This window comes from Tamaricihabitans halophyticus (genome assembly GCF_004340875.1).
Classification (GTDB): domain Bacteria; phylum Actinomycetota; class Actinomycetes; order Mycobacteriales; family Pseudonocardiaceae; genus Tamaricihabitans; species Tamaricihabitans halophyticus.
Genome location: NZ_SLXQ01000001.1, coordinates 969,450 through 990,209 on the forward strand (window position 1 = coordinate 969,450; position 20,760 = coordinate 990,209).

At 66.2% G+C, this 20,760-nt stretch carries 21 protein-coding genes and 1 tRNA gene; 11 read left to right on the top strand and 11 right to left on the bottom strand.

Going from position 1 to position 20,760, the window contains the following annotated elements; genetic code table 11:
• Positions 1 to 49 precede the first annotated feature (49 nt).
• On the top strand, positions 50 to 919 hold the full coding sequence (locus tag EV191_RS04680) for a sigma-70 family RNA polymerase sigma factor (protein WP_132875524.1): 870 nt from the start codon (positions 50 to 52) through the stop codon (positions 917 to 919).
• Between the two features lie 79 nt (positions 920 to 998).
• Here EV191_RS04680 and EV191_RS04685 read toward each other — a convergent pair whose 3' ends face one another.
• From EV191_RS04685 to EV191_RS04700, 4 genes are all read right to left on the bottom strand, one after another.
• Positions 999 to 2,021, bottom strand: coding sequence for a carbon-nitrogen hydrolase family protein (locus tag EV191_RS04685; protein ID WP_132875525.1), 1,023 nt, complete (start codon positions 2,019 to 2,021; stop codon positions 999 to 1,001).
• Between the two features lie 50 nt (positions 2,022 to 2,071).
• Complete coding sequence (locus EV191_RS04690) at positions 2,072 to 2,191, bottom strand: helix-turn-helix domain-containing protein (RefSeq protein ID WP_132875526.1); 120 nt, start codon at positions 2,189 to 2,191, stop codon at positions 2,072 to 2,074.
• Positions 2,192 to 2,419: 228 nt separating this feature from the next.
• Positions 2,420 to 2,504: transfer RNA gene (locus EV191_RS04695), tRNA-Ser, on the bottom strand.
• 26 nt (positions 2,505 to 2,530) lie between these two features.
• Positions 2,531 to 3,013, bottom strand: coding sequence for a MarR family winged helix-turn-helix transcriptional regulator (locus EV191_RS04700; protein ID WP_132875527.1), 483 nt, complete (start codon positions 3,011 to 3,013; stop codon positions 2,531 to 2,533).
• A 140-nt stretch (positions 3,014 to 3,153) separates the two neighbouring features.
• On the opposite strand from EV191_RS04700, the gene EV191_RS04705 reads away from it, so the two are divergent.
• Positions 3,154 to 4,872: a bifunctional metallophosphatase/5'-nucleotidase gene (locus EV191_RS04705; RefSeq protein ID WP_132875528.1), complete on the top strand. Its 1,719-nt coding sequence runs from the start codon at positions 3,154 to 3,156 to the stop codon at positions 4,870 to 4,872.
• Between the two features lie 495 nt (positions 4,873 to 5,367).
• Here the strand turns inward: EV191_RS04705 and EV191_RS04710 are convergent, their stop codons facing one another.
• A complete protein-coding gene (locus EV191_RS04710; RefSeq protein ID WP_243658745.1) occupies positions 5,368 to 6,879 on the bottom strand; it encodes a M28 family metallopeptidase in 1,512 nt (503 codons plus the stop codon).
• 123 nt (positions 6,880 to 7,002) lie between these two features.
• On the bottom strand, positions 7,003 to 7,647 hold the full coding sequence (locus EV191_RS04715) for a GNAT family N-acetyltransferase (RefSeq protein ID WP_132875529.1): 645 nt from the start codon (positions 7,645 to 7,647) through the stop codon (positions 7,003 to 7,005).
• Positions 7,648 to 7,764: 117 nt separating this feature from the next.
• Between EV191_RS04715 and EV191_RS04720 the strand changes: the two genes are divergently transcribed.
• Positions 7,765 to 8,742, top strand: a complete 978-nt coding sequence (locus EV191_RS04720) for an NAD(P)H-quinone oxidoreductase (RefSeq protein ID WP_132875530.1) — start codon at positions 7,765 to 7,767, stop codon at positions 8,740 to 8,742.
• A gap of 11 nt (positions 8,743 to 8,753) precedes the next feature.
• Here the strand turns inward: EV191_RS04720 and EV191_RS04725 are convergent, their stop codons facing one another.
• Positions 8,754 to 9,953 (bottom strand): cysteine desulfurase-like protein, encoded by a 1,200-nt coding sequence (locus EV191_RS04725; RefSeq protein WP_132875531.1) that lies wholly within the window; start codon positions 9,951 to 9,953, stop codon positions 8,754 to 8,756.
• A 136-nt stretch (positions 9,954 to 10,089) separates the two neighbouring features.
• Here EV191_RS04725 and EV191_RS04730 point away from each other — a divergent pair, with 136 nt between their 5' ends.
• Positions 10,090 to 10,668, top strand: coding sequence for a bacterial proteasome activator family protein (locus EV191_RS04730; protein WP_132875532.1), 579 nt, complete (start codon positions 10,090 to 10,092; stop codon positions 10,666 to 10,668).
• A complete protein-coding gene (moaC, locus tag EV191_RS04735; RefSeq protein ID WP_132875533.1) occupies positions 10,665 to 11,153 on the top strand; it encodes a cyclic pyranopterin monophosphate synthase MoaC in 489 nt (162 codons plus the stop codon). Before EV191_RS04730 ends, moaC begins: the two co-directional genes overlap by 4 nt.
• Here the strand turns inward: moaC and EV191_RS04740 are convergent.
• Entirely contained in the window at positions 11,150 to 12,409 is a 1,260-nt protein-coding gene (locus EV191_RS04740) for a polysaccharide pyruvyl transferase family protein (RefSeq protein WP_132875534.1), read from the bottom strand. The genes moaC and EV191_RS04740 overlap by 4 nt on opposite strands.
• Before the next feature lie 158 nt (positions 12,410 to 12,567).
• On the opposite strand from EV191_RS04740, the gene wzm reads away from it, so the two are divergent.
• From wzm to glfT1, 3 genes are read left to right on the top strand one after another with little or no spacing between them, the layout of a single operon-like run.
• Complete coding sequence (gene wzm, locus EV191_RS04745) at positions 12,568 to 13,467, top strand: galactan export ABC transporter permease subunit Wzm/RfbD (RefSeq protein ID WP_132875535.1); 900 nt, start codon at positions 12,568 to 12,570, stop codon at positions 13,465 to 13,467.
• 3 nt (positions 13,468 to 13,470) lie between these two features.
• Positions 13,471 to 14,292 (top strand): galactan export ABC transporter ATP-binding subunit Wzt/RfbE, encoded by an 822-nt coding sequence (gene wzt / locus EV191_RS04750; RefSeq protein ID WP_132875536.1) that lies wholly within the window; start codon positions 13,471 to 13,473, stop codon positions 14,290 to 14,292.
• Positions 14,289 to 15,185, top strand: a complete 897-nt coding sequence (gene glfT1, locus EV191_RS04755) for a galactofuranosyltransferase GlfT1 (protein ID WP_132875537.1) — start codon at positions 14,289 to 14,291, stop codon at positions 15,183 to 15,185. The genes wzt and glfT1 overlap by 4 nt, the downstream gene beginning before the upstream one ends.
• Here glfT1 and EV191_RS04760 read toward each other — a convergent pair.
• Positions 15,182 to 15,616 carry a protein-tyrosine phosphatase family protein gene (locus tag EV191_RS04760; protein ID WP_132875538.1) on the bottom strand — a complete coding sequence of 145 codons (435 nt, stop codon included), beginning with the start codon at positions 15,614 to 15,616 and terminating at the stop codon, positions 15,182 to 15,184. The two genes, glfT1 and EV191_RS04760, sit on opposite strands and share 4 nt — an antisense overlap.
• A 99-nt stretch (positions 15,617 to 15,715) precedes the next feature.
• Here EV191_RS04760 and EV191_RS04765 point away from each other — a divergent pair, with 99 nt between their 5' ends.
• On the top strand, positions 15,716 to 15,973 hold the full coding sequence (locus EV191_RS04765) for a hypothetical protein (protein ID WP_132875539.1): 258 nt from the start codon (positions 15,716 to 15,718) through the stop codon (positions 15,971 to 15,973).
• Positions 15,974 to 15,977: 4 nt separating this feature from the next.
• Here EV191_RS04765 and EV191_RS04770 read toward each other — a convergent pair whose 3' ends face one another.
• A complete protein-coding gene (locus tag EV191_RS04770; protein ID WP_132875540.1) occupies positions 15,978 to 17,927 on the bottom strand; it encodes a glycosyltransferase in 1,950 nt (649 codons plus the stop codon).
• An 83-nt stretch (positions 17,928 to 18,010) separates the two neighbouring features.
• Entirely contained in the window at positions 18,011 to 18,490 is a 480-nt protein-coding gene (locus EV191_RS04775) for a GtrA family protein (protein WP_132876152.1), read from the bottom strand.
• A 127-nt stretch (positions 18,491 to 18,617) separates the two neighbouring features.
• On the opposite strand from EV191_RS04775, the gene dprE1 reads away from it, so the two are divergent.
• The gene (dprE1, locus tag EV191_RS04780; RefSeq protein ID WP_132876153.1) at positions 18,618 to 19,976 is read left to right on the top strand and encodes a decaprenylphosphoryl-beta-D-ribose oxidase; all 1,359 of its coding nucleotides are present in this window, start codon (positions 18,618 to 18,620) and stop codon (positions 19,974 to 19,976) included.
• The gene (gene dprE2, locus EV191_RS04785) at positions 19,973 to 20,728 is read left to right on the top strand and encodes a decaprenylphospho-beta-D-erythro-pentofuranosid-2-ulose 2-reductase (protein ID WP_132875541.1); all 756 of its coding nucleotides are present in this window, start codon (positions 19,973 to 19,975) and stop codon (positions 20,726 to 20,728) included. Before dprE1 ends, dprE2 begins: the two co-directional genes overlap by 4 nt.
• The last annotated feature ends 32 nt before the right edge of the window (positions 20,729 to 20,760 follow it).

Sequence of the window (20,760 nt, forward strand, 5' to 3'; positions counted from 1 at the left end):
GGTGGTCTCGTCCGTCCCGACGTCTCCCGCTCCGGAAAGGTGACATCTGGTGGTACCGGCCTCAGAATTCGAAGCAGCCCGGCCACAGCTGACGGCGCTTGCGTTTCGCTTGCTCGGATCCATCCACGACGCCGACGACGCCGTACAGAACACCTGGATCAAGGCATCGACCGCGGACACCGACAGCCTCCGCAATCCGGCCGCATGGTTGACCACCGTGCTCACTCGCGTGTGCCTCGATCAGCTACGAATGCGGCACCGCCGCCGCGAGGAGCCGCTGTCCGCCGACATGATCCCCGCAGAGGCCGTTGCGGCGGATGAGCGCTACCTGCGGCGGGAGCACGTCTCCCGCGCGCTGTTGGTGGTCCTCGACCAGCTCACGCCTGCCCAACGCATCGCCTACGTGCTGCATGACCTGTTCGACACCCCGTTCCGGGAAGTGGCGAACACGCTCGACACCAGCCCGGACAACGCGAAGAAACACGCCAGCCGGGCACGCAGACGAATCGAACACGCCGAACCCACGCAAGGCGGTAAACCCGCCGACAACGCGGTAGTGGACGCCTTCCTCGCCGCAGCGGCCGGTGGCGACATCAACCGGATGCTCGCCCTGATGACCGACGACTGTGTGCGCACCGCCCAGGCCGACCTCGTCCCGCCCGGCACACCCACCGCCGTCAGCGGTGCCTCCGCCGTCGCCGAGGAAACCACGCTCTTCGCCGACCGGATCCGCGCCAGCGCGCCAATGCTCGTCGACGGACACCCGGCGTACGTCATCGCCCCCGGCGGCCACCCACTCGCGGTCATCAACATCGAGACCAGCAACAGCCACGTCGCCAGGATCAACATCATCCGAGCGTCCACGCACACCACGTTCGCCATGCCGGCCGCCGACACATCGCGTGAGCCGCGGACCTAGCCGGCGCCTTCACCGCCTCTTTCGTCTATTGTGGACCTAAATGATCGCCGGTCCACTGCGGCCATGAGATCGCCGGTGCTCATTGCACACTGAGGACGGTCCCGATCTCGGATGCGTCGCCCTCGGCGGGCATGAGCGGGGCCACGGTGTCGACGACCTGGGTACTCAGCGGGGTCTGCGCGGTGCGATCGATGCCGAACCGGAAGACGTCCGGTCGCGCGTAGTGCCCAGCCCCGTCGGCGAAGAACTTGGCGAACCGGATGGTGTCGAGTTCGAGATCGGCGGTGACGATCTTCTCGGTGTCCCGATGTGGTTTGGCGAGCCACTTGCCGTTGGGGCCGACGAATCCGGTCATCCCGCCGCCGAGGGACGGAGCGTCGGGACCGTCTGGAACACCGAGCTTGTCGATGATCTCCTGGGTGATCAAACCTTGCGAGATGACGACGAAGGTCTGGGAGCAGATCGCGTGCGCCTGCGCCAGGGTGGCGGAGTAGTGATCGAAGTCCCCTGCATTGGGGTCGGCGTGAGTCGCGTTGATCGCGGGCCAGGCAGCGACGTGGATCTGCTCCCCGAGAGTGGCCAGCGCATAGCGCGGCAGATCCATGCTGTGCTCAAAACAGATCAGCCCACCAAGACGGGCGAAGCCGGTGTCGACGACGAAGATGTCCCGCCCGTCCCCACGACCCCAGACCGTGCGCTCGGCGTTGGTCGGCTGCAGTTTGCGGTGCCGCGCGAGCAGGCGGCCGTCAGGGCCGAAGTACACCTGGCTGTTGTAGAGGGTGCCGCGCGCTCGCTCGTTCACGCCGAGCACCACCCAGACCCCGGCTTCGCGCGCGGCCGCGCCGATCGCGTCGGACTCCGGGCTCGGCAGCTCGATCGAGTTGGCATGGAGCTCGGCGAACAGCGGAGCCGCGTACTTGGCCGTGTGCGACCAGATCCAATAGGGATATCCCGGGAGGAAGGTCTCGGGGAACACGACCAGACGGGCATCGGCACGCCCCGCTTCCCGGATGAACTCACAGGTCTTCGCCACGCCTGCGGACAGGTCGAGGAACGGGGCGGCCGCGTGGACAGCGGCAACACGCACGATGCTGTCTGCCATCGCGTCAGCCTAGGTGAAACCAGGCACCCTGGTTTGACGATCCGTGCAACTCACGAGGCGTCGCGGTACCCGGACGGCGACACCCCAAACATGGCGTGAAACAGCCTGCTGAAGTGCGCAAGGCTGATGAAGCCGCAGGTGGCGGCGATCTCGGTGACCGTGTCCGGCATGGTCGGGCCGGGTGAGCAGGTCGCGTGCCCGCCCTAGCCTGGCACTGCGGATCGCCGCTGCGACGGACCTGCCGTCCTCGGCGAAGGTCAGCTGGTCGGGGGCCAGCCGCCGCTCGATCAGGTCATCAGCAACCCGCCTCGAACCTGAGGAAGCCAGGAGCCGCGTAGCCGTCGCGCGGCGATCGCCGCCAGCCGACCGTCGTTCGACCGCGCATCGAGCCCATTTTGCGGAAGTGGAGGGATTCGAACCCCCGGTACCTCTCGGTACGCTCGCTTTCAAGGCGAGTGCATTCGGCCGCTCTGCCACACTTCCCGGCCGGACAAGCGTAACGGTCGCGTTCAGTGCGCCGTGCCGTGCCTGTCCAGATGATCAAGCATCCTGCCAAAGACGGCGGCAAGGGTAGCCAGCTCCTGCTCGTCGAGCAGGTCCACCAGATGCGCCCGCACCCCTTCGACATGCGTCGGCGCTGCCTCGACCAGCTTCGCCAACCCCGCATCCGTGAGCTCAGCGAACACGCCTCGACCGTCACCGGGACAGGTCGTCCTGCGCAGCAGGCCGGACTTCTCCATCCGGGCGACCTGATGCGACACCCGACTCTTCGACCCACCGATCCCGGCGGCAAGCTCGGCCATCCGCATTCGATGGTCAGCACACTCCGACACCAGTACCAGCAGCTCGTAGTCACCAAGCGCGACGTTGTGCCGATCGCTCAGCTCGGAATGCAACTGCTGGCGCAACAGCGCGCTGCCCACGATGTAGGAGCGCCAGGCCCGCATCTCCGTCGAATCAAGCCATCTGGGGCCGCCATCATCTCCGACCATCCCTGCATGCTACCGAGAGTGTGCTTCTAAATCCCCTCGGCCACCCGACGGATTGACCTAGCGCGGCTAATCCAGACAAGGCAGACTTCCGCAGCGGTACGTCCCGCCACAACTACCGGCGGGCCTGGGAGGAGACGGCCATGCCCACACGGCTACCCCGACGCCGCACGCTCGCGGTCGGCGCGCTGCTGGCCAGCGCCGCCATACTGACCGGCGGCCTGCCAGCCACGGCTGCCCAAACAACAGCTGCCCAATCAACAGCAGGCAGCACCGACGTGCGGCTGATCGCGTTCAACGACCTGCACGGCAACCTCGAACCCCCAGCTGGCTCCTCCGGTGAGGTCACGCTGGACGATGGCAGCACCGTGCCCGCGGGCGGCGCCAGCTACCTCGCGACGCATATCAACCAGCTGCGCAAGGAAGCACCGAACTCCCTTGTACTGTCCTCAGGCGACAGTATCGGCGCATCACCGCTGCCATCCGCCCTTTTCCACGACGAACCAACGATGGCGCTACTCCGGCAACTGGACGTCCGCGCCTCGGCCGTTGGCAACCACGAGTTCGACGAAGGCCTCGCCGAACTGCGCCGGATGCAGCGCGGCGGCTGCCACCCCGAGGACGGCTGCCAGTTCCGCGACTCCTACCCCGGCGCCGGCTTCCCGATCCTCGGCGCAAACGTCAAACACGACAACGGGCTACCGGCCATGCCGCCGTTCACCATCGAGCTGGTCGGCGGCGTACCCGTCGGCATCATCGGCCTGCCACTCGAGGACACCCCCGAGGTCGTGGCCCCAGAAGCCGTCGAGGGACTGAAATTCGGCTCCGAAGTCGCGGCGATCAACCGCGCGTCCAAAGCGCTCAGCGCGCTGGGCGTACGCGCGCAAACCGTACTGATGCACAACGGCGACGAGGCCGAAGGCGGCCCCAATGCCTGCGCCGGCCCAGCGGGCCCGGCAAGGGAGATCAGCGAGCAGGCCGCGCCCGAGGTCGACGTGTTCTTCCAAGCACACAGCCACTCCCAGTACAACTGCACGGTCACCGACCCAGCCGGCGAACCGCGCCCGGTTATCCAGGGCCTGTCCTACGGCCGGCTGCTTTCCGTTGTGGACCTCTCCGTGGACAGGCGCACCGGCGATGTGCTGCGCGAGCAGACCACCGCGCGGAATCTGCCGGTAACCCGTGACGTACCGCCCGATCCGGCAACCGAGGAACTGGTCAATGAGGCCGTGGAGAAGTCCGCGCCGATAGCCAACGAACCGGTCGGCAGCATCACCGAGGACATCAACCGGGAGGCCGAGAAGTCCGGTGAATCGGCACTCGGCAACGTCATCGCGGACGCGCAACTGGTCGCAACCGCGGAAGCCGGCGCCCAGCTCGCGCTGATGAACCCCGGCGGGATCAGGGAAAACCTCAGCCACGCTGGCTCACCGGCGAACGAGGGTGATGGCGTGGTGACTTACGGCGAGGCCTATGCGGTGCAGCCGTTCGGCAACATCCTGCAGACCATCACGCTGACCGGCGAGCAGCTGCGGGCCGTGCTGGAACAGCAGTGGCGGCAGGACGAGGAAGACGTCGTCCTGCAGGTCTCCTCGACGCTGCGGTACAGCTGGTCGGCATCGGCGCCGGTGGGCGCCAAGGTTTCGGATATCACCATCGACGGCAAGCCGGTGGACCCGAACGCCGAGTACCGGGTGACCGTGAACAATTTCCTGTCCACCGGCGGTGACGGGTTCACCGAACTGCGTGAAGGCGCCGACTTGCAGGGCGGCGCCGTCGACCTGGATGCCTTCACCGCCTACTTGGGCGCCAATGAGAACCTCGGCGCGCCAGCCACCGACCGGATCACCGTGCTGGACTAACAGCGCAAGGGCTGAGCTGCGAAAATTCACCAGCATAGGCGAGGCCGTGACGGTTGTCACAAGCCGTGAAGTGGCGCATCCTGGATGCAAGCGGTGGCGGGCGGTGAGCATCCCGACACGTCGACCAGCACGTGACTCGACGTCGGCCGCTGGGAAGGGTCAGGTGATGCCGTGACTGATGGCAAACCAATGCGGTCGGCACTCGGCTGCGACCCCGCGAACTGGCTCGCGATTCTTGCCAGCGCGCGAATGCGAACAGTCGACGTCTAACCGTTCCGGGTGTCATCCGGTGCGCGCGCATCGAAGATGTGGCTTCTTGCGCACTAGGCGTGGCTTGTCCGCGCTTTTGACGGCATCTTGCGTCCCGCCGGCGCGGTACCCGCGTCGTCCCGGAACAAAGTTCCGACCGCCAACAACCGAATGAGCTACAACTAACGCCCGTGGGCGCGGTGCCTCGATCCGCCGGCACCGCGCCCACGGCCGTATTCAGCGTGGTTAGCGGACCTGCTCGCTACCCGAACCCGCGGTCGCCGTGGCCATCTTCGGCGTATCGGCACGCAGCTGTGCCCGCTGCTCCCTGGACGGCACGCCATTCACGCCCTCGGTACTGAGCCCGTAGGACGCCGTCACGTAGGCGATCGCCTTGGCGTTGCGCTCCAGCGCCGTCCGATCGATGTTGCGCAGGTTGTCGCACTTCTGGTGATAGCAGGGATCGAAGTTCTCGCCCGCCTGACCGCCCCACTTCGCGGCCTGCTCCTCGGTCTTGGTGCCGTCCCCGCCGGTGAACAACCCGCCGGACGGAATACCACTGTTCACGAATTCCAGGTAGTCCGAACGCCCGTCGAACTCGGTCGGCTCGGTGGCGATCCCGGTCGAGTCGAAGTACCTGGTGAACGCGTTCTGGATGTCGTCGGAACCAACCGGCCCAGGTTCACCGAACTCCTCGCCGCTCCCGTCGTAGACGAAGTAGCCCGCATTCGGCGAGCCGACCATGTCAAAGTTCAGGTACATGGCGATATCCAGCTGCTGCTCGAAGCTCAGCGACTGCACGTACTTGGTCGAGCCCTGCAATCCGAACTCCTCGGCACCCCACCAGGCGAAGCGCACCGCGTTCGGCACGTCGGGACTGCCGCCAAGTTTCAACGCGGTCTCCAGCAATGCCACCGAACCGCTGCCGTTGTCGTTGATCCCCGGACCGTCAAAGACACCGTCCAAATGCGCGCCCGCGGTGACCACGTTGTCCGCTCGGCCGGTCCTGGTCTGCGCGATCAGGTTTCGCTCGGTGAACTCACTGGTCGTACTGACCGTCACGAAGGTCACCTCCGCCCCCGACTGGTCAGCGAGCGCGTCACCGTCGGCTTGGGAGATGCCTCCGGTCGGGATGACCGCGTTCTCCGGTCCACCGAGCGTGCCGTTCAGTATCCCCGGCTCGTTGTTGGAGATCAGCGCGCCAATCGCACCCGCATCGGCGGCGGCCCGCTGCTTCACCGCGAAGTCACAGCCGCCCCTGCGGATCAACGCGATGGTGTCCGTGTAGTCGGCACTCCCATAGTCCGCCGCGGTGCATCCGGTCGCATCGCTTTCCGGCACCACGGCAAGTGGGCCGCGCACCCCGTCCTCATCGGTCGTGGCCGCGAAGGTCATCGTCCGCACCTCGATGTCCTTGCCGGACACCGCAAGGGATTCGGAGGTCACTTCGTGGGTGGCCGCATCGAAGGTCGGGGTGCTCACCTCGAAACCGGCGGCCGTGAGCTTACCGGCCATGTAGTCCAGACTGGCGTCATAACCGCTGGTACCGGCCGCGCGGTTGCCATCGTTGCGATCGGCGATGCGCTGCAACGCGATGAGATGCCGCTGCAAGCCATCCGCGGTTACCTTTTCCGCGAGCTGATCAGGCAGATCCGCCGGAGTGTTCTCGGCGCCAGCCGGTGCACAGGTCAGCACCAGTCCCGCGGTCAACATCAGGCCAGTGGCGCCGGTTCGCAGCGCTCTTCGAGAAACGGCCATGGATTCTCCTCAGTGATATTCGGTTCGAGTAATCCCGGTCGATCGACGTCCGGTTTGCCTACAATTATGAGACTTGCCAAGAAGGTCAATACGACATTTGGGTTCCGCTGATCCCACCTAGCGCTAACCTGGCCGCTCATCAAGCAGCCAGGCACGGCATTTCTCGAATCCCACCACCTCGAGTGACCACTGTGGACGCCGAAATTCCGGTTCGGTCAACTCGACGTTGTTCTCGATCGCCAGCTTGCCCCGCACGGCATGCCGCCGAGTTCCGGTTGTCCGGTAACCGAGCTTCGCACTCACCCGGTTCGAGGCCGGGTTATCCTGAAACGCGCCGGAAACCGCCAGCTCGACGCCGAGGTAGTCAAAGGCGAACAGCAGCGCGGCCGCGCGCATTTCAGTGCCCAACCCGGCACCCTGGTAACGCATGCCGAGCCAGGAACCGGTACCCACCTCCCGAGTCGTGGCGAAGTCAATGGTGGAAATGCCCTGCGTGCCAATTACCACGCCGTCCTTGCGCACCAGCAGGTTCAACTCCCAGTCCTGCGAAGTGCGGTCCGCCCGCTTCCGCCAGTAGTGCTGCACCATGTTCCGGCCGAGCTCCTCAGGTAGCGCGTCGGTCCACGGCTCCAGGAACGGCATCCGCTCCGGCGGATGAATACCCTGCTCAGCCAGCGCGGCGAGCTCGAACAACCCGGCGTCATCATCCGGTCGCAACTCGAGGCGCGGCGTACGCAACACAAGGTGCCGAACGGGCCACGGATCCATCCCATCCTCCTTTTCCGCAGGTGCCCACAATCACCCGCGCACGGCACGGGCGGCAACCAGATTTGCGCCTCCCCGCCACGGGTGGGACACGTGGCCGGCAACCGCTACGGTCGAAGTATGTATGCGATCACGATCCGCGAGCCTGGCGAACCAGACGTACTGGAATGGACCGAACAGCCCGACCCCGAGCCGGGCGAGGGTGAAGTGCTGCTGGACGTCGTGGCCAGTGCGGTGAACCGCGCCGATCTACTACAGCGCAGAGGTTTGTACCCGCCACCGCCTGGCGCATCCGAAGTGCCCGGCCTCGAGTGCTCCGGCACGATCGCCGCGCTCGGCCCCGGAGTGACCGGCTGGCAGGTCGGCGATGAGGTCTGCGCGCTACTCGCCGGCGGTGGCTATGCCGAGCGGGTGACCGTGCCAGCCGGCCAGCTCCTGCCGCTACCGGCCGAGGTGGATCTGATCACCTCGGCCGCGCTGCCCGAGGTTGCCTGCACCGTCTGGTCCAATGTGGTGCAGACGGCTGGCCTCACCCACGGCGAGTTGTTCCTGGTGCACGGCGGCGGCAGCGGCATCGGTACGCATGCCATCCAGGTCGGCAAGGCACTCGGCGCCACGGTCGCGGTGACCGCGGGCTCGGCCAGCCGGCTGGAACTCTGCGGCCAGCTCGGTGCCGACATCCTGATCAACTACCGGGAACAGGATTTCGTCGAGGAACTGAAGCAGCACACCGACGGCGCGAACGTCATTCTGGACATCATGGGCGCCTCCTATTTGGACAAGAACATCTCGGCGCTGGCCACCGGCGGGCGGCTGGCGATCATCGGGATGCAGGGTGGCGCCAAGGCCGAGCTGAACATCGGCAAACTGCTCGGCAAACGCGCGAGCGTTTCCGCGGCCGGGCTGCGCGGCAGGCCAGTCGACGACAAGGTGCGGATCGTCGCCGATGTACGCGAGCGCCTTTGGCCGATGCTGGACAACGGCTCGGTACTACCGGTGGTGGATCAGGTCGTGCCCGCGGCCGAAGCCGCCGCCGCGCACCGCGCGCTGGAAGGCGGCGAGATCTTCGGCAAGGTGGTACTCGCCGTGAAGTCCTGAACGCCGTCTGCTCAGCGGAGTTCGGCCAGCGCGTCGACCAGCCTGGTGACCTCGGTGGCGTTGGTGTAGTGCGCGAAGCCCACACGCACCGCGCCACCAACCTCACCGACGCCGAGCGTGCCGAACACTCCGGTCGGCGTGTCGTCGGCGAAGGCGCACAGCCCGCGCCGGGCAAGGTGTTCGACCACATCGCCGGCTTTCCGGCGCGCGATGGTGAAGGCGAGTACCGGGATCCGGCGCATCGCATCGCCGATCAGCTGGACGTGCGGCAGCATGCGCAGTTCGCTGAGCAGTTCGCCGAGCAGCCCGGAGTGATACGCGCGCGCCGAGTTCAACGAGGTGAGCAAACGTTCTCTACGCGATCCGCTTGCCACGTCGTCCAGTTCGGCAAGGTAGTCGACCGAGGCGACCAGACCGGCGAGCGCCGGATGCGCATGCGGCCCGACCTCCAACCGCTCCGGCCCACTTGCCTCGGCGGCCAACGCGTAACCGGGCAGCCGATCGATCGCTCGCGGGTCGGCGAACACCAGCGCGCCGAGCGTCGGGCCGCCCCAGCCCTGCGCGGAAAGCGCGAGTACATCGGCGCCGAGCTCGTCGATATCCAACGGCATAAACGGCGCCGCGAACGAGGCGTCCACGACCAGCATGGCGCCCACCCTGTGCGCGGCGTCCGCGATGGTGCTCAGGTCAGGGCGAGTGCCGACCGAACCGGAGGCCGCCGTCACCGCCACCACCTTGGTTCGCTCGGTGACCAGCCGGTCGTACTGCCAGCTCGGCAACTCGCAGGTCTCGATATCGATCTCGCCCCAGCGCACGTTCGCCCCCACGCGCTGGGCCGCGACCTGCCACGGCGCGATGTTCAACTGCTCGTCCAGCCGAGAGCAGACCACCTCGTCACCAAGCATCCAGTTGGTGGACAGCGCCTCGGCCAGCCGACCAAGTAGCACGGGCGCGTTCGGTCCGAGCACCACCCCAGCCGGATCGGCACCGACGAGGTCGGCCACGGCACGCCGAGCCGCGGCCACGATCGCTTCCGCGCGTTGCGAGGCAGGAAAGATCCCGCCCGGCGCGGAGACCGGCGCACGTAACGCGGTGGATACCGCGGTCGCGACCTGTTCGGGCACCTGCATACCGACCGTGCCATCGAGATGTACCCAGCCATCACCCAAGGCGGGGAACAAGCCACGAATTCGAGCGACGTCGAACGCCATGAGCACACCGTACGGAGCGGCGCAAACCAGGCGCGTTCGGGTCGGCGTCCATGGGACTACCCTGAGACACACAGGCGTTGTACGGCTCGCGAGACAACCGCACGTCAGATAGCGCAACTGACTCAGGACGGAGCATATGAACCAGCCGAACCCAACCGATCGGCCCGCGGATGCCGACAAGCAACAGCATGTGGTCGTCGTCGGCCCGGACGGCTCGCCAGTCGGTGCGGCACGGGTCCCCGGCGCGGGTGAGCACGGTGAGGAAACTGGCGAATCGGTGAGCGATTTCGTCGAACAGCCAGCGAAGGTCATGCGGATCGGCACGATGATCAAGCAGCTGCTCGAGGAGGTACGCGCGGCACCGCTGGACGAAGCGAGCAGGGACCGGATGCGGGATATCCACGCCTCCTCGATTCGGGAGCTGGAAGAGGCGCTTGCCCCCGAACTACGCGATGAGCTGGAACGGCTCACCGAACCGTTCACCGGCGACCATATTCCCTCCGACGCGGAGCTGCGGGTCGCCCAGGCACAGCTGGTTGGCTGGCTGGAGGGGCTGTTCCACGGCATCCAGACGGCGCTGTTCGCGCAGCAGATGGCCGCACGGGCACAGCTCGAGCAGATGCGCCACGGGGCGCTGCCACCCGGGCTCAGCGGCGGTCAGCCCGGCCCTGGCGGCCAAGGCACGCATATCAGCGGCACCGGCCAGTACCTGTGACCGAGCAGCAGCGGCTGAGCCATCTCGACGAGACCGGGCAGGCGCGGTTCGTGGATGTATCGGCCAAGTCGGTCACGGTCCGCGAGGCGGTGGCCGGCGGCGCCGTGACCATGGCTCCGCAAACGCTTGCCACGATCCGGGCAGGCGACGCGCCGAAGGGCGATGTACTCGGCACCGCCCGGCTGGCCGGCATCATGGCCGCGAAACGCACCGGTGAGCTGATCCCGCTGTGCCATCCGCTCGGCATCGATGGCGCGGAGGTCGACTTCGAGTTCGCTTCCGAGACGACGCTGCGGATCACCGCGCGGGTGCGGGTACACGGTCGGACCGGCGTGGAGATGGAGGCGCTGACCGCGGTGTCGGTCGCCGCGCTGACCATCTACGACATGGCCAAAGCGATCGACAAGGGCATCACCATCGGCGATATCGCCCTGCACAGCAAGACCGGTGGGAAAAGCGGCAGCTGGACCCGAACCGCGGACTAACGGGCAGCGCGGCGTCCCCAGCGGCGACGGGCGGGCGCGGCCTGCCCTTCCTGACTGGCCGTGGCGCCGTTCTCGGCGGAACCGTCCTCCTGCGGTGCCGGGTCCTGGGGTTCAGGGCGGATCACTGGGGCGTACACCCGCCCGGCCAGCTCGTCCTTCGCGGCCCGCGCGGTGCTCCGGAACTCCTCGGCGAACCCACCACCGACCGGTCGCTCCGGGATCACGTCCAGGTCCTCGTGCAGCGTCCAACCGGTACCGAGCTCGGTCAACGAGCGGTGCTTGGTCGTGTAGTAGTCCGGCCGCACGGACAGCGCTACCCCGCCGGCACCGGCCATGGCCGCGCCCAGATGCACGTGAAACCGCGTGGAAAGCCAGGTCTGCCCAGGTCGCGCGGGTAGTCCGCGGTCCCAGATGTCGCAGAACGGGTAGAACCGCGCACCCCGCAGCTCGTGCTCGAACAGCGCGAACACCTCACGGTCCACCCGGGGGATGCCTTCCACCACGCCGACCGAACTCGGCGGTACTTCCCAGGCGCGCAGCGTGTCCAGTGCCAGGCCGGCCAGCTTCGCGGCGCCATCCTCGAGCAGATCCGACTGCAGGCAGAGCATCACTTCGGGGTGCTCGGGCGAACTGTCGATCCAACCGTCGTCCAACGCGAGGAAGGCATCGTCCAACCGGTACTCGGCGGGCCCCAGCCCAAGCAACTCGGCCGAGGGGGTATCGCGGACGTCCACGATGTCGAACCGCGCCGCGAGCGCGCGGATCAGCCGCTCGGCCGTGCTGTCCACCGGCACCAAGCCCTGTCCGGTCATCGCCGTGCGGCCCCCGGAGAACCGCGCGGCCTCGACGACGCCGGCGACAAGCCCGATATGTCTTGGCCAGATCGCGTTCAGGTATCCGCCGCCGAGCAGGTGCAGCACATCCGCGCCGCGCAGCGCGGCGATGCCGTGGTGCAGCCGGGCAAGCATGCCGGGGTGATTGATCACCTCGCGGACCCATGCGGCGATCTCCCATGGCTGTTCGCTCGGCGCGGCCGCGCACAACTGCCACAGCGTGTCCACGAATCGCACCCGCGGATGCAGATCGCCAAGCAGCACCGCGGCCTGGCCAGGAGAATGCGTGTCGACCAGCACCTGGGCATCCGGCGCGGTCCACGCGAGGTGGCGCAGCCAGCCCGCGGTGATCAGTTCATCGCCATAGTTCGGCACGCCGGCCGGCGCAACCAGGTAGTACCGGGACGACGGTGCTTCCAGCATCGGGTCATCCTAGCCAGTGAACGCGCCGGATAACGCAGCCGGGCACTGCGGCAAACCGGACAACTCGCCGAGAACGGCGTAGGGCTGACCTGTCCCGCGCCAAGTCGCGATACGTGAGTACCCTCGCTATCGTGCAAGCGACTAGCACGGAGCCACCGATGGCCGAGCAGCAAACTCCGCTGCCACCAGACATTGCCTCCAGCCGAAGCTGGACCAGAGCGTTCGCGGATATCCGGGAAGGCCTCCACCGTCGCGAGCTGTGGAGCCATCTGGGTTGGCAGGACATCAAGCAGAAATACCGCCGCTCGGTACTCGGCCCACTGTGGATCACGATCGCCACCGGCGCGATGGTGCTCGGCCTCGGGTTGATCTATTCGACCCTTTTCGGCCAGGAAGTCAAATACTTCCTGCCGTATCTGACCACGGGTTTCATTATCTGGCAGTTCATTCTGAACTGTGTGACGGAGGGTTCGGAAACCTTCATCTCCAACGAGGGGGTGATGAAACACCTACCCGCCCCGTTGACCGTCTACGTGCTACGCACGCTCTGGCGGCAATGCCTGATGCTCGCGCATAACGCGATCATTTATCTGATCATTCTCGCCATCTTCTTCGCTGATCTGCTTCCCGAATACACCATGGCGGCGGACGGCGACAGCCCCGTGATGCCCGGGTTGAACTGGGAGGTTCTGCTCTTCATCCCGGCGTTCTTGCTGCTACTGGTGAACGCGGCCTGGGTGGTGCTGCTGTTCGGCGTGGTGTCCACCCGGTTCCGGGACATCCCGCAGCTGATCAACTCGCTGATCACGCTGGCCTTCTATCTGACGCCGATCGTCTGGTCGCCCGATCTGCTCGCGTCTGGTGGCCGCGGCTTCAGCCACTTCGTGGTGCAGTTCAACCCGCTCTACCACTTCGTGAACATCGTGCGCGCGCCGTTGATCGGCCAGCAGGTCGAGTGGTTGAACTGGGTCGTGGTCATCGGTTTCGCCCTTGTCGGGTGGACCGTGGCCCTGTTCGTCATGCGTAATTACCGTGCCCGCGTCTCGTATTGGGTGTGACAAATGGTCAGCATTGACGTCTGGAACGCCTCGGTCGACTTCCCGATCTTCGACGCGAAGACCCGGTCGTTGAAAAAGGCGGTACTCGGCAAGGTCGGCGGAAAGATCGCCAGTGATGCGAAGGTGCCGATTATCGAGGCACTGCACGACATCACCGTGTCCATCAAGGAGGGTGACCGGGTCGGCCTTGTCGGGCACAACGGTGCGGGGAAATCCACCCTGCTCCGGTTGCTCGCCGGGATCTACGAACCGACTAGGGGCGCCGCCCGTACGGTTGGCAAGGTCGCGCCGGTCTTCGATCTCGGGGTCGGCATGGACCCGGAAATCTCCGGCTACGAGAACATCCTGATCCGCGGCCTCTACCTGGGCATGACCCGCAAGGAAATGCAGAAGCGGGTCGATGACATCGCGGAGTTCACCGAGCTCGGTGATTACCTGTCCATGCCGCTGCGCACCTATTCCACGGGTATGCGGGTGCGCCTCGCGCTCGGCGTGGTGACCTCCATCGACCCGGAGATCCTGCTGCTGGACGAGGGCATTGGCGCGGTGGACGCGGCCTTCCTGGACAAGGCGCGGGATCGGCTTGTCGATCTGGTGCGGCGTTCCGGAATGCTGGTTTTCGCCTCGCACCAGGATGAACTGCTTTTCGAGCTCTGCTCATCAGCGCTCTGGATGGACGAGGGAAGAATCGTCAAGGAGGGCTCGCTGCGCGAGGTGATCGGCGGGTATAAGGGCAAGGACCCGTTCGCGCATATGAGCAAGGAAGCGCTGGAGCGGATCGGCGAATCCCCCGTCCTCACCACCAAGAGCGGCGAGGTCCAATGAGCACACCACAGGCTGATTCGGTCGTCGCCGTTGTCGTTACCCGGCATCGGCGCGAACTTCTCGCGGACTCGCTGAAGATGATCTCCACGCAGACCCGCGTACCCGATCACCTCGTGGTGGTGGACAACGGGCCGGACGTGCCGGCCAGAGACGTCGTCGAGGCCTGCCCGTTACCGACGACCTATCTCCCTTCGCAGCACAACCTCGGCGGCGCCGGCGGTTTCGCGCTCGGCATGCTGTACGCGCTTTCTCTTGGCGCGCAATGGGTCTGGCTGGCCGATGACGACGGCCGGCCAGCCGACGAGAACGTGCTCGCGGTGCTCCTCGAGGAAGCGCGCGGCAGGGGTTTGGCCGAGATCTCGCCGGTCGTGAGCAATATGGACGATCCGGGCAAGCTGGCCTTCCCACTGCGTCGCGGGCTCACCTGGAAGCGCTCGACCGCCGAGCTCGGGACCGATTTCCTGCCGGGCATCGCCTCGCTGTTCAACGGCGCCCTGTTCCGCGCGTCCACTTTGGAAGTGGTCGGGGTACCGGATCTGCGACTGTTCTTCCGCGGCGACGAAGTTGAGGTACACCGCAGGCTGGTGCGCTCCGGGCTACCGTTCGGCACCTCGCTGCGAGTGTCCTATCTGCACCCGGACGGATCGGATGAGTTCAAGCCGATCCTCGGTGGCCGGTTCCACGCGCAGGACCCTTCGAGCGACGTGAAGCGGTACTACACCTACCGCAACCGCGGCTATCTGATGGCACAGCCAGGTATGCGTAAGCTCGGCCTGCTTGAGCGACTGCGGTTCGGGCTCTACTTCGTGGTGATCAAACGCGATCCGCGCGCCTTCCGGCAGTGGTTGAAACTGCTGCGGCAGGGCCGGCGGGAGCGGTTCTTCCGCTACTAGTTGAACTGGCGAACGAAGCGGCGCTGCCATGGCGTCTCCACCGCGCGCCGGTGGTAGTTCGCACGCACGTAGTCGACCGCCTCCTCGGCAGGTACGCCGTCCAGCACGGCGATACTGGCCAGCGCGGTGCCCGTCCTGCCTCGACCGCCGGCGCAAGCCACCTCGACCCGCTCGTACTCCGCTCGCCGCCACGCAGCGGTGAACGCCAGCCGTGCCGCCGCGGTGTCCTTGGGCAGCCGGAAGTCCGGCCAGCGAATCCAGATCGACTCCCATTCGACGCGCGGTGGTTCCTTGCCGAGCAGATAGATCGCGAACGCCGGCTGCGGGCCTTCCGGGGTCGGGTGCGCTACCAGCCCGCGACCGCGGATCAGCCGCCCGGACGGTAAGCGCAGCACGCCAGGCCCAGCCGCATCCCAGGTTTCGCTCGTCATCCAGCACTCTCCGTAACCGCGTTCGCTAAGGTTAGCGGGATTGTCTGCTGGTGGCGAAGTTGCTTGCCAGTGGTCCGCGCGGGACGCGAACCTGGGCTTATGAGTGATCCACGACCAGCACTTGTGCTGCACGTTCCCGGCGCCAGCGAGCCACTGATGTTCGCGGTCTCCGACGCGCAGGCGGAAACCCTGCGCGGCGAACTCGACCAGTTCGTCGCCCTCGGCAAGACCAAAACGCTCGCGCTGGCCAATGAGTCCACCGTGATCGTCAACTTCGCGCATGTGGTCACCGCGCATATCGACGTGGTGCCACGACTCGCCTCCGTATACGGCACGCCGCCACGCAAGAACGAGTAACGCCTCAGAGCTCGTAGAGCCGGGTCCAGTTCTCCCTGCTGGTCAGCTGCGGCAGCGCCTGCCGGTAACGCTGCTGCACGGCCGGCGCCTCCTTGCGCACCCGGTTCATCAGCTCAGCCGCCCGCTTCGCCAGCCGGAACATCTCCTGCTTGTCGTAGCGCCGGATTCGCACGCCTTCCTGGTTCGCGTCCGTCACCACCGCGGTGTTGAACAGCGAGACGTGCCACCAGTGCGCCTCGTCGGCCGGGATCGCGCCAAGGTCGTGCACATGCTTGCCGAGCAACCGGTAAAGCACCCGCTTGAGCAGCACCGCGCGCTGCATCGAGGGGCGCGGAGCGGTGTTGATGATCGCCACGTCCGAGGACCGGATACCCGGCATGTCCGTCGCGGGGTGCCGCTTCGTCTCCGGGTACTCCGCCCGGATCCGCCGGATATCCTGCATCGCGGCCGCCCCGCCGTCGTGCAGGAACTCCGGTCCGGCCAGGAAGTCCTCCACCGCCTTGAGCAGCGTCGCGGCCAGGCCGTACTGCATCCCGAGCAGGTAGCGCACCAACTGCGCGAGCAACGTTCGGATCAGCACGGTCACGTTCAGCGGGCTGTGTAGCGCCGCGGTGATCATCGAGTTACGCAGGTTGAAGTACCGGTGCCACTCGTCCCAGTCCTTCCACCAGAAGTCCATATGCCAGACGCCCGCGCCCGGCAGCGTGATGGTCGGGAACCCGTACGCCCGCGCCCGGTAGCTGTACTCCGAGTCGTCCCACTGGAAGAAGAACGGCATCGGGTAGCCAACCGCCTTGACCACCTCGTACGGGATCAGGCAGGACCACCAACCGTTGTAACCCGCGTCCAACCGCCGTTCCTGCCGGTTGGGCAGCCCGGTCTCCTCGTCCACACCGAGCAGGTCCGCGGTCTCCAGGCTGTGCTCTACCGGCTTACCCGGCTGCAGCGCGTTCAGGTCCGCGTACTCGGCGCCGACGTGTAGCTGGTTCGGGTGCAGCAGGTTGAGCATCTGGCCGCCGATGATCGCCGGCTCGGTCACCTTGTTCGAAAACGCCGTCAGCCGGATCACCAGATCGGGCTCGAGCAGCACGTCGTCGTCCATGAAAAGCACGTTCGCGTGCTCGGTGTGACTCTGCCCGGCCACCTCGTAGAGCCCTCGGGTGAACCCACCGGCACCGCCGAGGTTCGGCTGCTTGAGGTAGCGCAGCTTCGCGCCGAGCGCGGCTGCCGCCTCGTTGAACCCGTCCCGGGAATCCACCGTGTCGTTGCCCTGGTCCACCACGTACACGGTGTCCAGGGTCTCCAGCGCGGCCATCTCGCTGGCCAGCGTGCGCAGCGTGGCCATGCAGTCATCCGCGCGGTTGCAGGTGCAGATGGTCACCGCGGTCGGGCGCACCTGCTCCGGCGCATCCACCGTCCAGCGCACCGCCTGCACACTCAGCCGCTCATCCACCTGGGTCTCCAGGTCCAGCCAGAGCGCGCCGCCGTCCAGGAACCGGTCGATCTTCGCGGTCAGCGTCACGCTGCCCAGCTCGGCGGCGTGTACCCGCTCGGCGGCGACGGTGCGGTTACCGCCCTGCATGTCCGAGGCGCCGATGGAGACCCGTCCGGACCCGCTGACCAGCAGCTGCACGGTGACCTCGGAAACCCGGGTCCAGCGCTGCCAGTAGCTGGCGGGGAAACGCCCGAAGTAGGTGTTCATGGAGACCGCGGTGGACGGTTCGAGCTCGACGCTGCCCCGTTCCCGATGCGCGATGCCCTGCGTCACCTCGGCGTAGAGGTCGCTGCTGACCACATCCGATGGACCGGCGAACAGCCCGCGCTGGGCGAGCAGCCGATCTGACGCGATCCGCTCGACGAGCGAGGTTGTGGTTTCGGGTTTGGCCACCCCGTTACCTCCCACTGAACCCGTGCCGGCCGTAGCCGAGGCGCCCGTCGTTGCCTTACCGGACATTCCGCGTCAGCCTCCAATGTGTTCTTCGCACGCGCACTCAACGGTACATGCGCAAACGGCCCAGTCGGCCGTTAGGTAGCTACTTACCGCTCCGCGGTCGTTGCCTTCGGCTTGCGGTAAACGACGGTTCGCAGCATGACGAAATTAATCACTGTCGCGGTGCCCTGCGAGATCACCCAGGCCACCGTGGACTTCCAGTCCATCTCGGGCAGCAGTTGCAGGCTCAGCCGGTTCACCCCGACCGCGAAAAGGAATGTGGTCGCGTACAGCAACGCGAAACCGAGTGGCTGTTTTGCTTCGCCAGTTACTGTCGCGGAGAAAGTAAAGCGTTTGTTAAGGAAGTACGCCGTCGTCGTGCCGACGATAAAACTGATAGCTCTGGCAACGTCTTCCCACGGCGCGATATCCATACCGAGCGCGCGCAACCCGGAGTAAATCCCCAGATCGATGAGCCCGCAAAAGCCGCCGATCAAACCAAATCGGATGACCTGCGCGAAGAAACCCAGCTGTTTGCTGGATTCTCCTGCGGACTCGGTATCGGATGTTTCTGTGCCGGACGCCACGGTAGTCACCACACAACCTCGCTATTGCCTAGCCAACCGTCGGGCCAAATCAGTGTAGAAGCGGCCACATCAAGATCACGTACCGGGCATCGCTACCCTGAACCAGGTGAGCTCCCCTAGCCCCGAAATCCACACCGAGCGGCGCACCCTCACCGGCTGGGGCCGGACCGCACCCAGCGCCGCGAATGTGCTGCGTACCAGGGATATCGACACGATCGCGCGAGCCGTAACGGAGGCCGACAGCCGGGGAGTCATCGCCCGTGGACTCGGCCGCTCCTACGGTGATCCCGCACAGAATGCGGGCGGTCTAGTCGTCGATATGACCGTATTGAACGAGATTCACGAAATTGATCCGGATTCCGGCCAGGTGGACGTGGATGCCGGCGTGAGTCTGGACCAGCTGATGCGCGCGGCGCTGCCCTACGGACTGTGGGTGCCGGTACTGCCGGGCACCAGGCAGGTGACCATCGGTGGCGCGATCGCGAACGATATTCACGGCAAGAACCACCACAGCGCCGGCAGTTTCGGCAACCACGTGCTGTCCATGGAGCTGCTCACCGCCGACGGCAAGGTGCGCACGCTGACCCCGGACGGGCCCGAGGCCGACCTGTTCTGGGCCACGGTCGCGGGCATCGGGCTGACCGGCATCATGCTGCGCGCCCGGATCCAGATGAAGAAGGTGGAAACCGCCTACTTCCTGGTGGACAGCGATCGCACCGCGAATCTGGACGAAACTCTCGAGCTGTTCTCCTCGGCATCGGATGCGGACTACGAGTACTCGGCGTGCTCGTTCGACTCGATCTCCACCGGCGCGAAGCTTGGTCGCGCCGCGATCACCCGCGGCTCGCTGGCGAAACTGGATGAGCTGCCGACGAAGTTCCGCGCCGAGCCACTGAAGTTCGACGCACCGCAGTTGCTCACGCTGCCGGATGTTTTCCCGAACGGGCTGGGAAACAAGCTCTCGTTCGGTCTGATCAGCGAGGCCTACTACCGGATGACCAAACCCGGTGGGCGCAACCAGGTCCAGAACCTCACGCAGTTCTACCACGTGCTCGATCTGCTTGGTGAGTGGAACAGGGCGTACGGCTCGAAGGGCTTCCTGCAGTACCAGTTCAGCGCCCCACTGGACGCGCACGACGCGATCCGCCGGATCATCACCAAGATCGCCCACTCCGGCCACTACTCCGCGGTGAACGTACTCAAGCGGATGGGCGCGGGTAATCGCGCGCCACTGTCCTATCCGCACCCCGGCTGGATGATCTGCCTGGACTTCCCGATCAAGAACGGGCTTTCCCGGCTGTGCCAGGAGCTGGACGAGGAAGTGCTGGCGATCGGTGGCCGGCTCTACACCGCGAAGGATTCGCGGACCAGCGCGGCAACGTTCCACCAGATGTATCCACGCGCCAAGGAATTCCGCAAGATCCGCGAATCCGTAGACCCCGACGGCGTTTTCGCCTCAGATATGTCCCGAAGGTTGGAACTGTGATCGACGCTGTAGGAAACCCCCAGTCCCTGCTGCTGCTTGGTGGCACCTCGGATATCGCGCTGGCGATCGCCGAGAAGTACGCGAAGGAACGTCCGCTGCGGATCGTGTTGGCCGCGCGCAAGACGGAGCGCGCGGAGCAGGCCGCGGAACGGTTGCGCGCCACCGGTTCGGACGTGTCCATCGTGGAGTTCGACGCCAAGGACACCGATTCGCACCCCGCCGTACTCGAGCAGTGCTTCGCCGGCGGCGATATCGACATCACGGTTGTCGCGTTCGGACTCCTCGGCGACGCCGAGGAGCTGTGGCAGGACCACGCGAAGGCCGTTGAACTCGCTCAGGTGAACTACACCGGCGCCGTTTCCGTTGGGGTGGCACTCGCCGCGCAGCTGAAGCGCCAGGGACACGGCAAGGTGATCGCGCTGTCCTCGGTCGCCGGTGAACGAGTGCGCCGCTCCAACTTCATGTACGGCTCGACCAAGGCTGGTTTCGACGGCCTTTACCTCGGCCTCGGCGAGGCCCTGCGCTCGCACGACGTGCGGGTGACCGTGGTGCGTCCGGGGCACGTGCACTCCAAGATGACCGAGGGCATGGCCGCCGCGCCACTGGCGCAGACCCCGGAGCAGGTCGCCGAGATCGCGGTGGACGGCGCCCGCAAGGGCAAGGATCTGGTCTGGGCACCTGGCAAGTTCCGGTTCGTGATGTCCGCGCTGCGCCACGTGCCGCGCCCGATCTTCCGCAAGCTCCCGATCTGAACTCGCTAACCTTAAAGAACGCGGTTACTGTG

Excerpts from the sequence above, each read along its gene's own strand:
- EV191_RS04725 (WP_132875531.1), bottom strand. The coding sequence starts at position 9,953 with ATGGCGTTCGACGTCGCTCGAATTCGTGGCTTGTTCCCCGCCTTGGGT.
- glfT1 (WP_132875537.1), top strand. The coding sequence starts at position 14,289 with ATGAGCACACCACAGGCTGATTCGGTCGTCGCCGTTGTCGTTACCCGG.
- EV191_RS04690 (WP_132875526.1), bottom strand. The coding sequence starts at position 2,191 with ATGCCGGACACGGTCACCGAGATCGCCGCCACCTGCGGCTTCATCAGC.
- EV191_RS04720 (WP_132875530.1), top strand. The coding sequence starts at position 7,765 with ATGTATGCGATCACGATCCGCGAGCCTGGCGAACCAGACGTACTGGAA.
- EV191_RS04700 (WP_132875527.1), bottom strand. The coding sequence starts at position 3,013 with ATGGTCGGAGATGATGGCGGCCCCAGATGGCTTGATTCGACGGAGATG.
- EV191_RS04710 (WP_243658745.1), bottom strand. The coding sequence starts at position 6,879 with ATGGCCGTTTCTCGAAGAGCGCTGCGAACCGGCGCCACTGGCCTGATG.
- wzm (WP_132875535.1), top strand. The coding sequence starts at position 12,568 with ATGGCCGAGCAGCAAACTCCGCTGCCACCAGACATTGCCTCCAGCCGA.
- EV191_RS04730 (WP_132875532.1), top strand. The coding sequence starts at position 10,090 with ATGAACCAGCCGAACCCAACCGATCGGCCCGCGGATGCCGACAAGCAA.
- EV191_RS04715 (WP_132875529.1), bottom strand. The coding sequence starts at position 7,647 with ATGGATCCGTGGCCCGTTCGGCACCTTGTGTTGCGTACGCCGCGCCTC.
- EV191_RS04770 (WP_132875540.1), bottom strand. The coding sequence starts at position 17,927 with ATGTCCGGTAAGGCAACGACGGGCGCCTCGGCTACGGCCGGCACGGGT.
- EV191_RS04705 (WP_132875528.1), top strand. The coding sequence starts at position 3,154 with ATGCCCACACGGCTACCCCGACGCCGCACGCTCGCGGTCGGCGCGCTG.
- EV191_RS04685 (WP_132875525.1), bottom strand. The coding sequence starts at position 2,021 with ATGGCAGACAGCATCGTGCGTGTTGCCGCTGTCCACGCGGCCGCCCCG.
- EV191_RS04760 (WP_132875538.1), bottom strand. The coding sequence starts at position 15,616 with ATGACGAGCGAAACCTGGGATGCGGCTGGGCCTGGCGTGCTGCGCTTA.
- EV191_RS04740 (WP_132875534.1), bottom strand. The coding sequence starts at position 12,409 with ATGCTGGAAGCACCGTCGTCCCGGTACTACCTGGTTGCGCCGGCCGGC.
- wzt (WP_132875536.1), top strand. The coding sequence starts at position 13,471 with ATGGTCAGCATTGACGTCTGGAACGCCTCGGTCGACTTCCCGATCTTC.
- EV191_RS04765 (WP_132875539.1), top strand. The coding sequence starts at position 15,716 with ATGAGTGATCCACGACCAGCACTTGTGCTGCACGTTCCCGGCGCCAGC.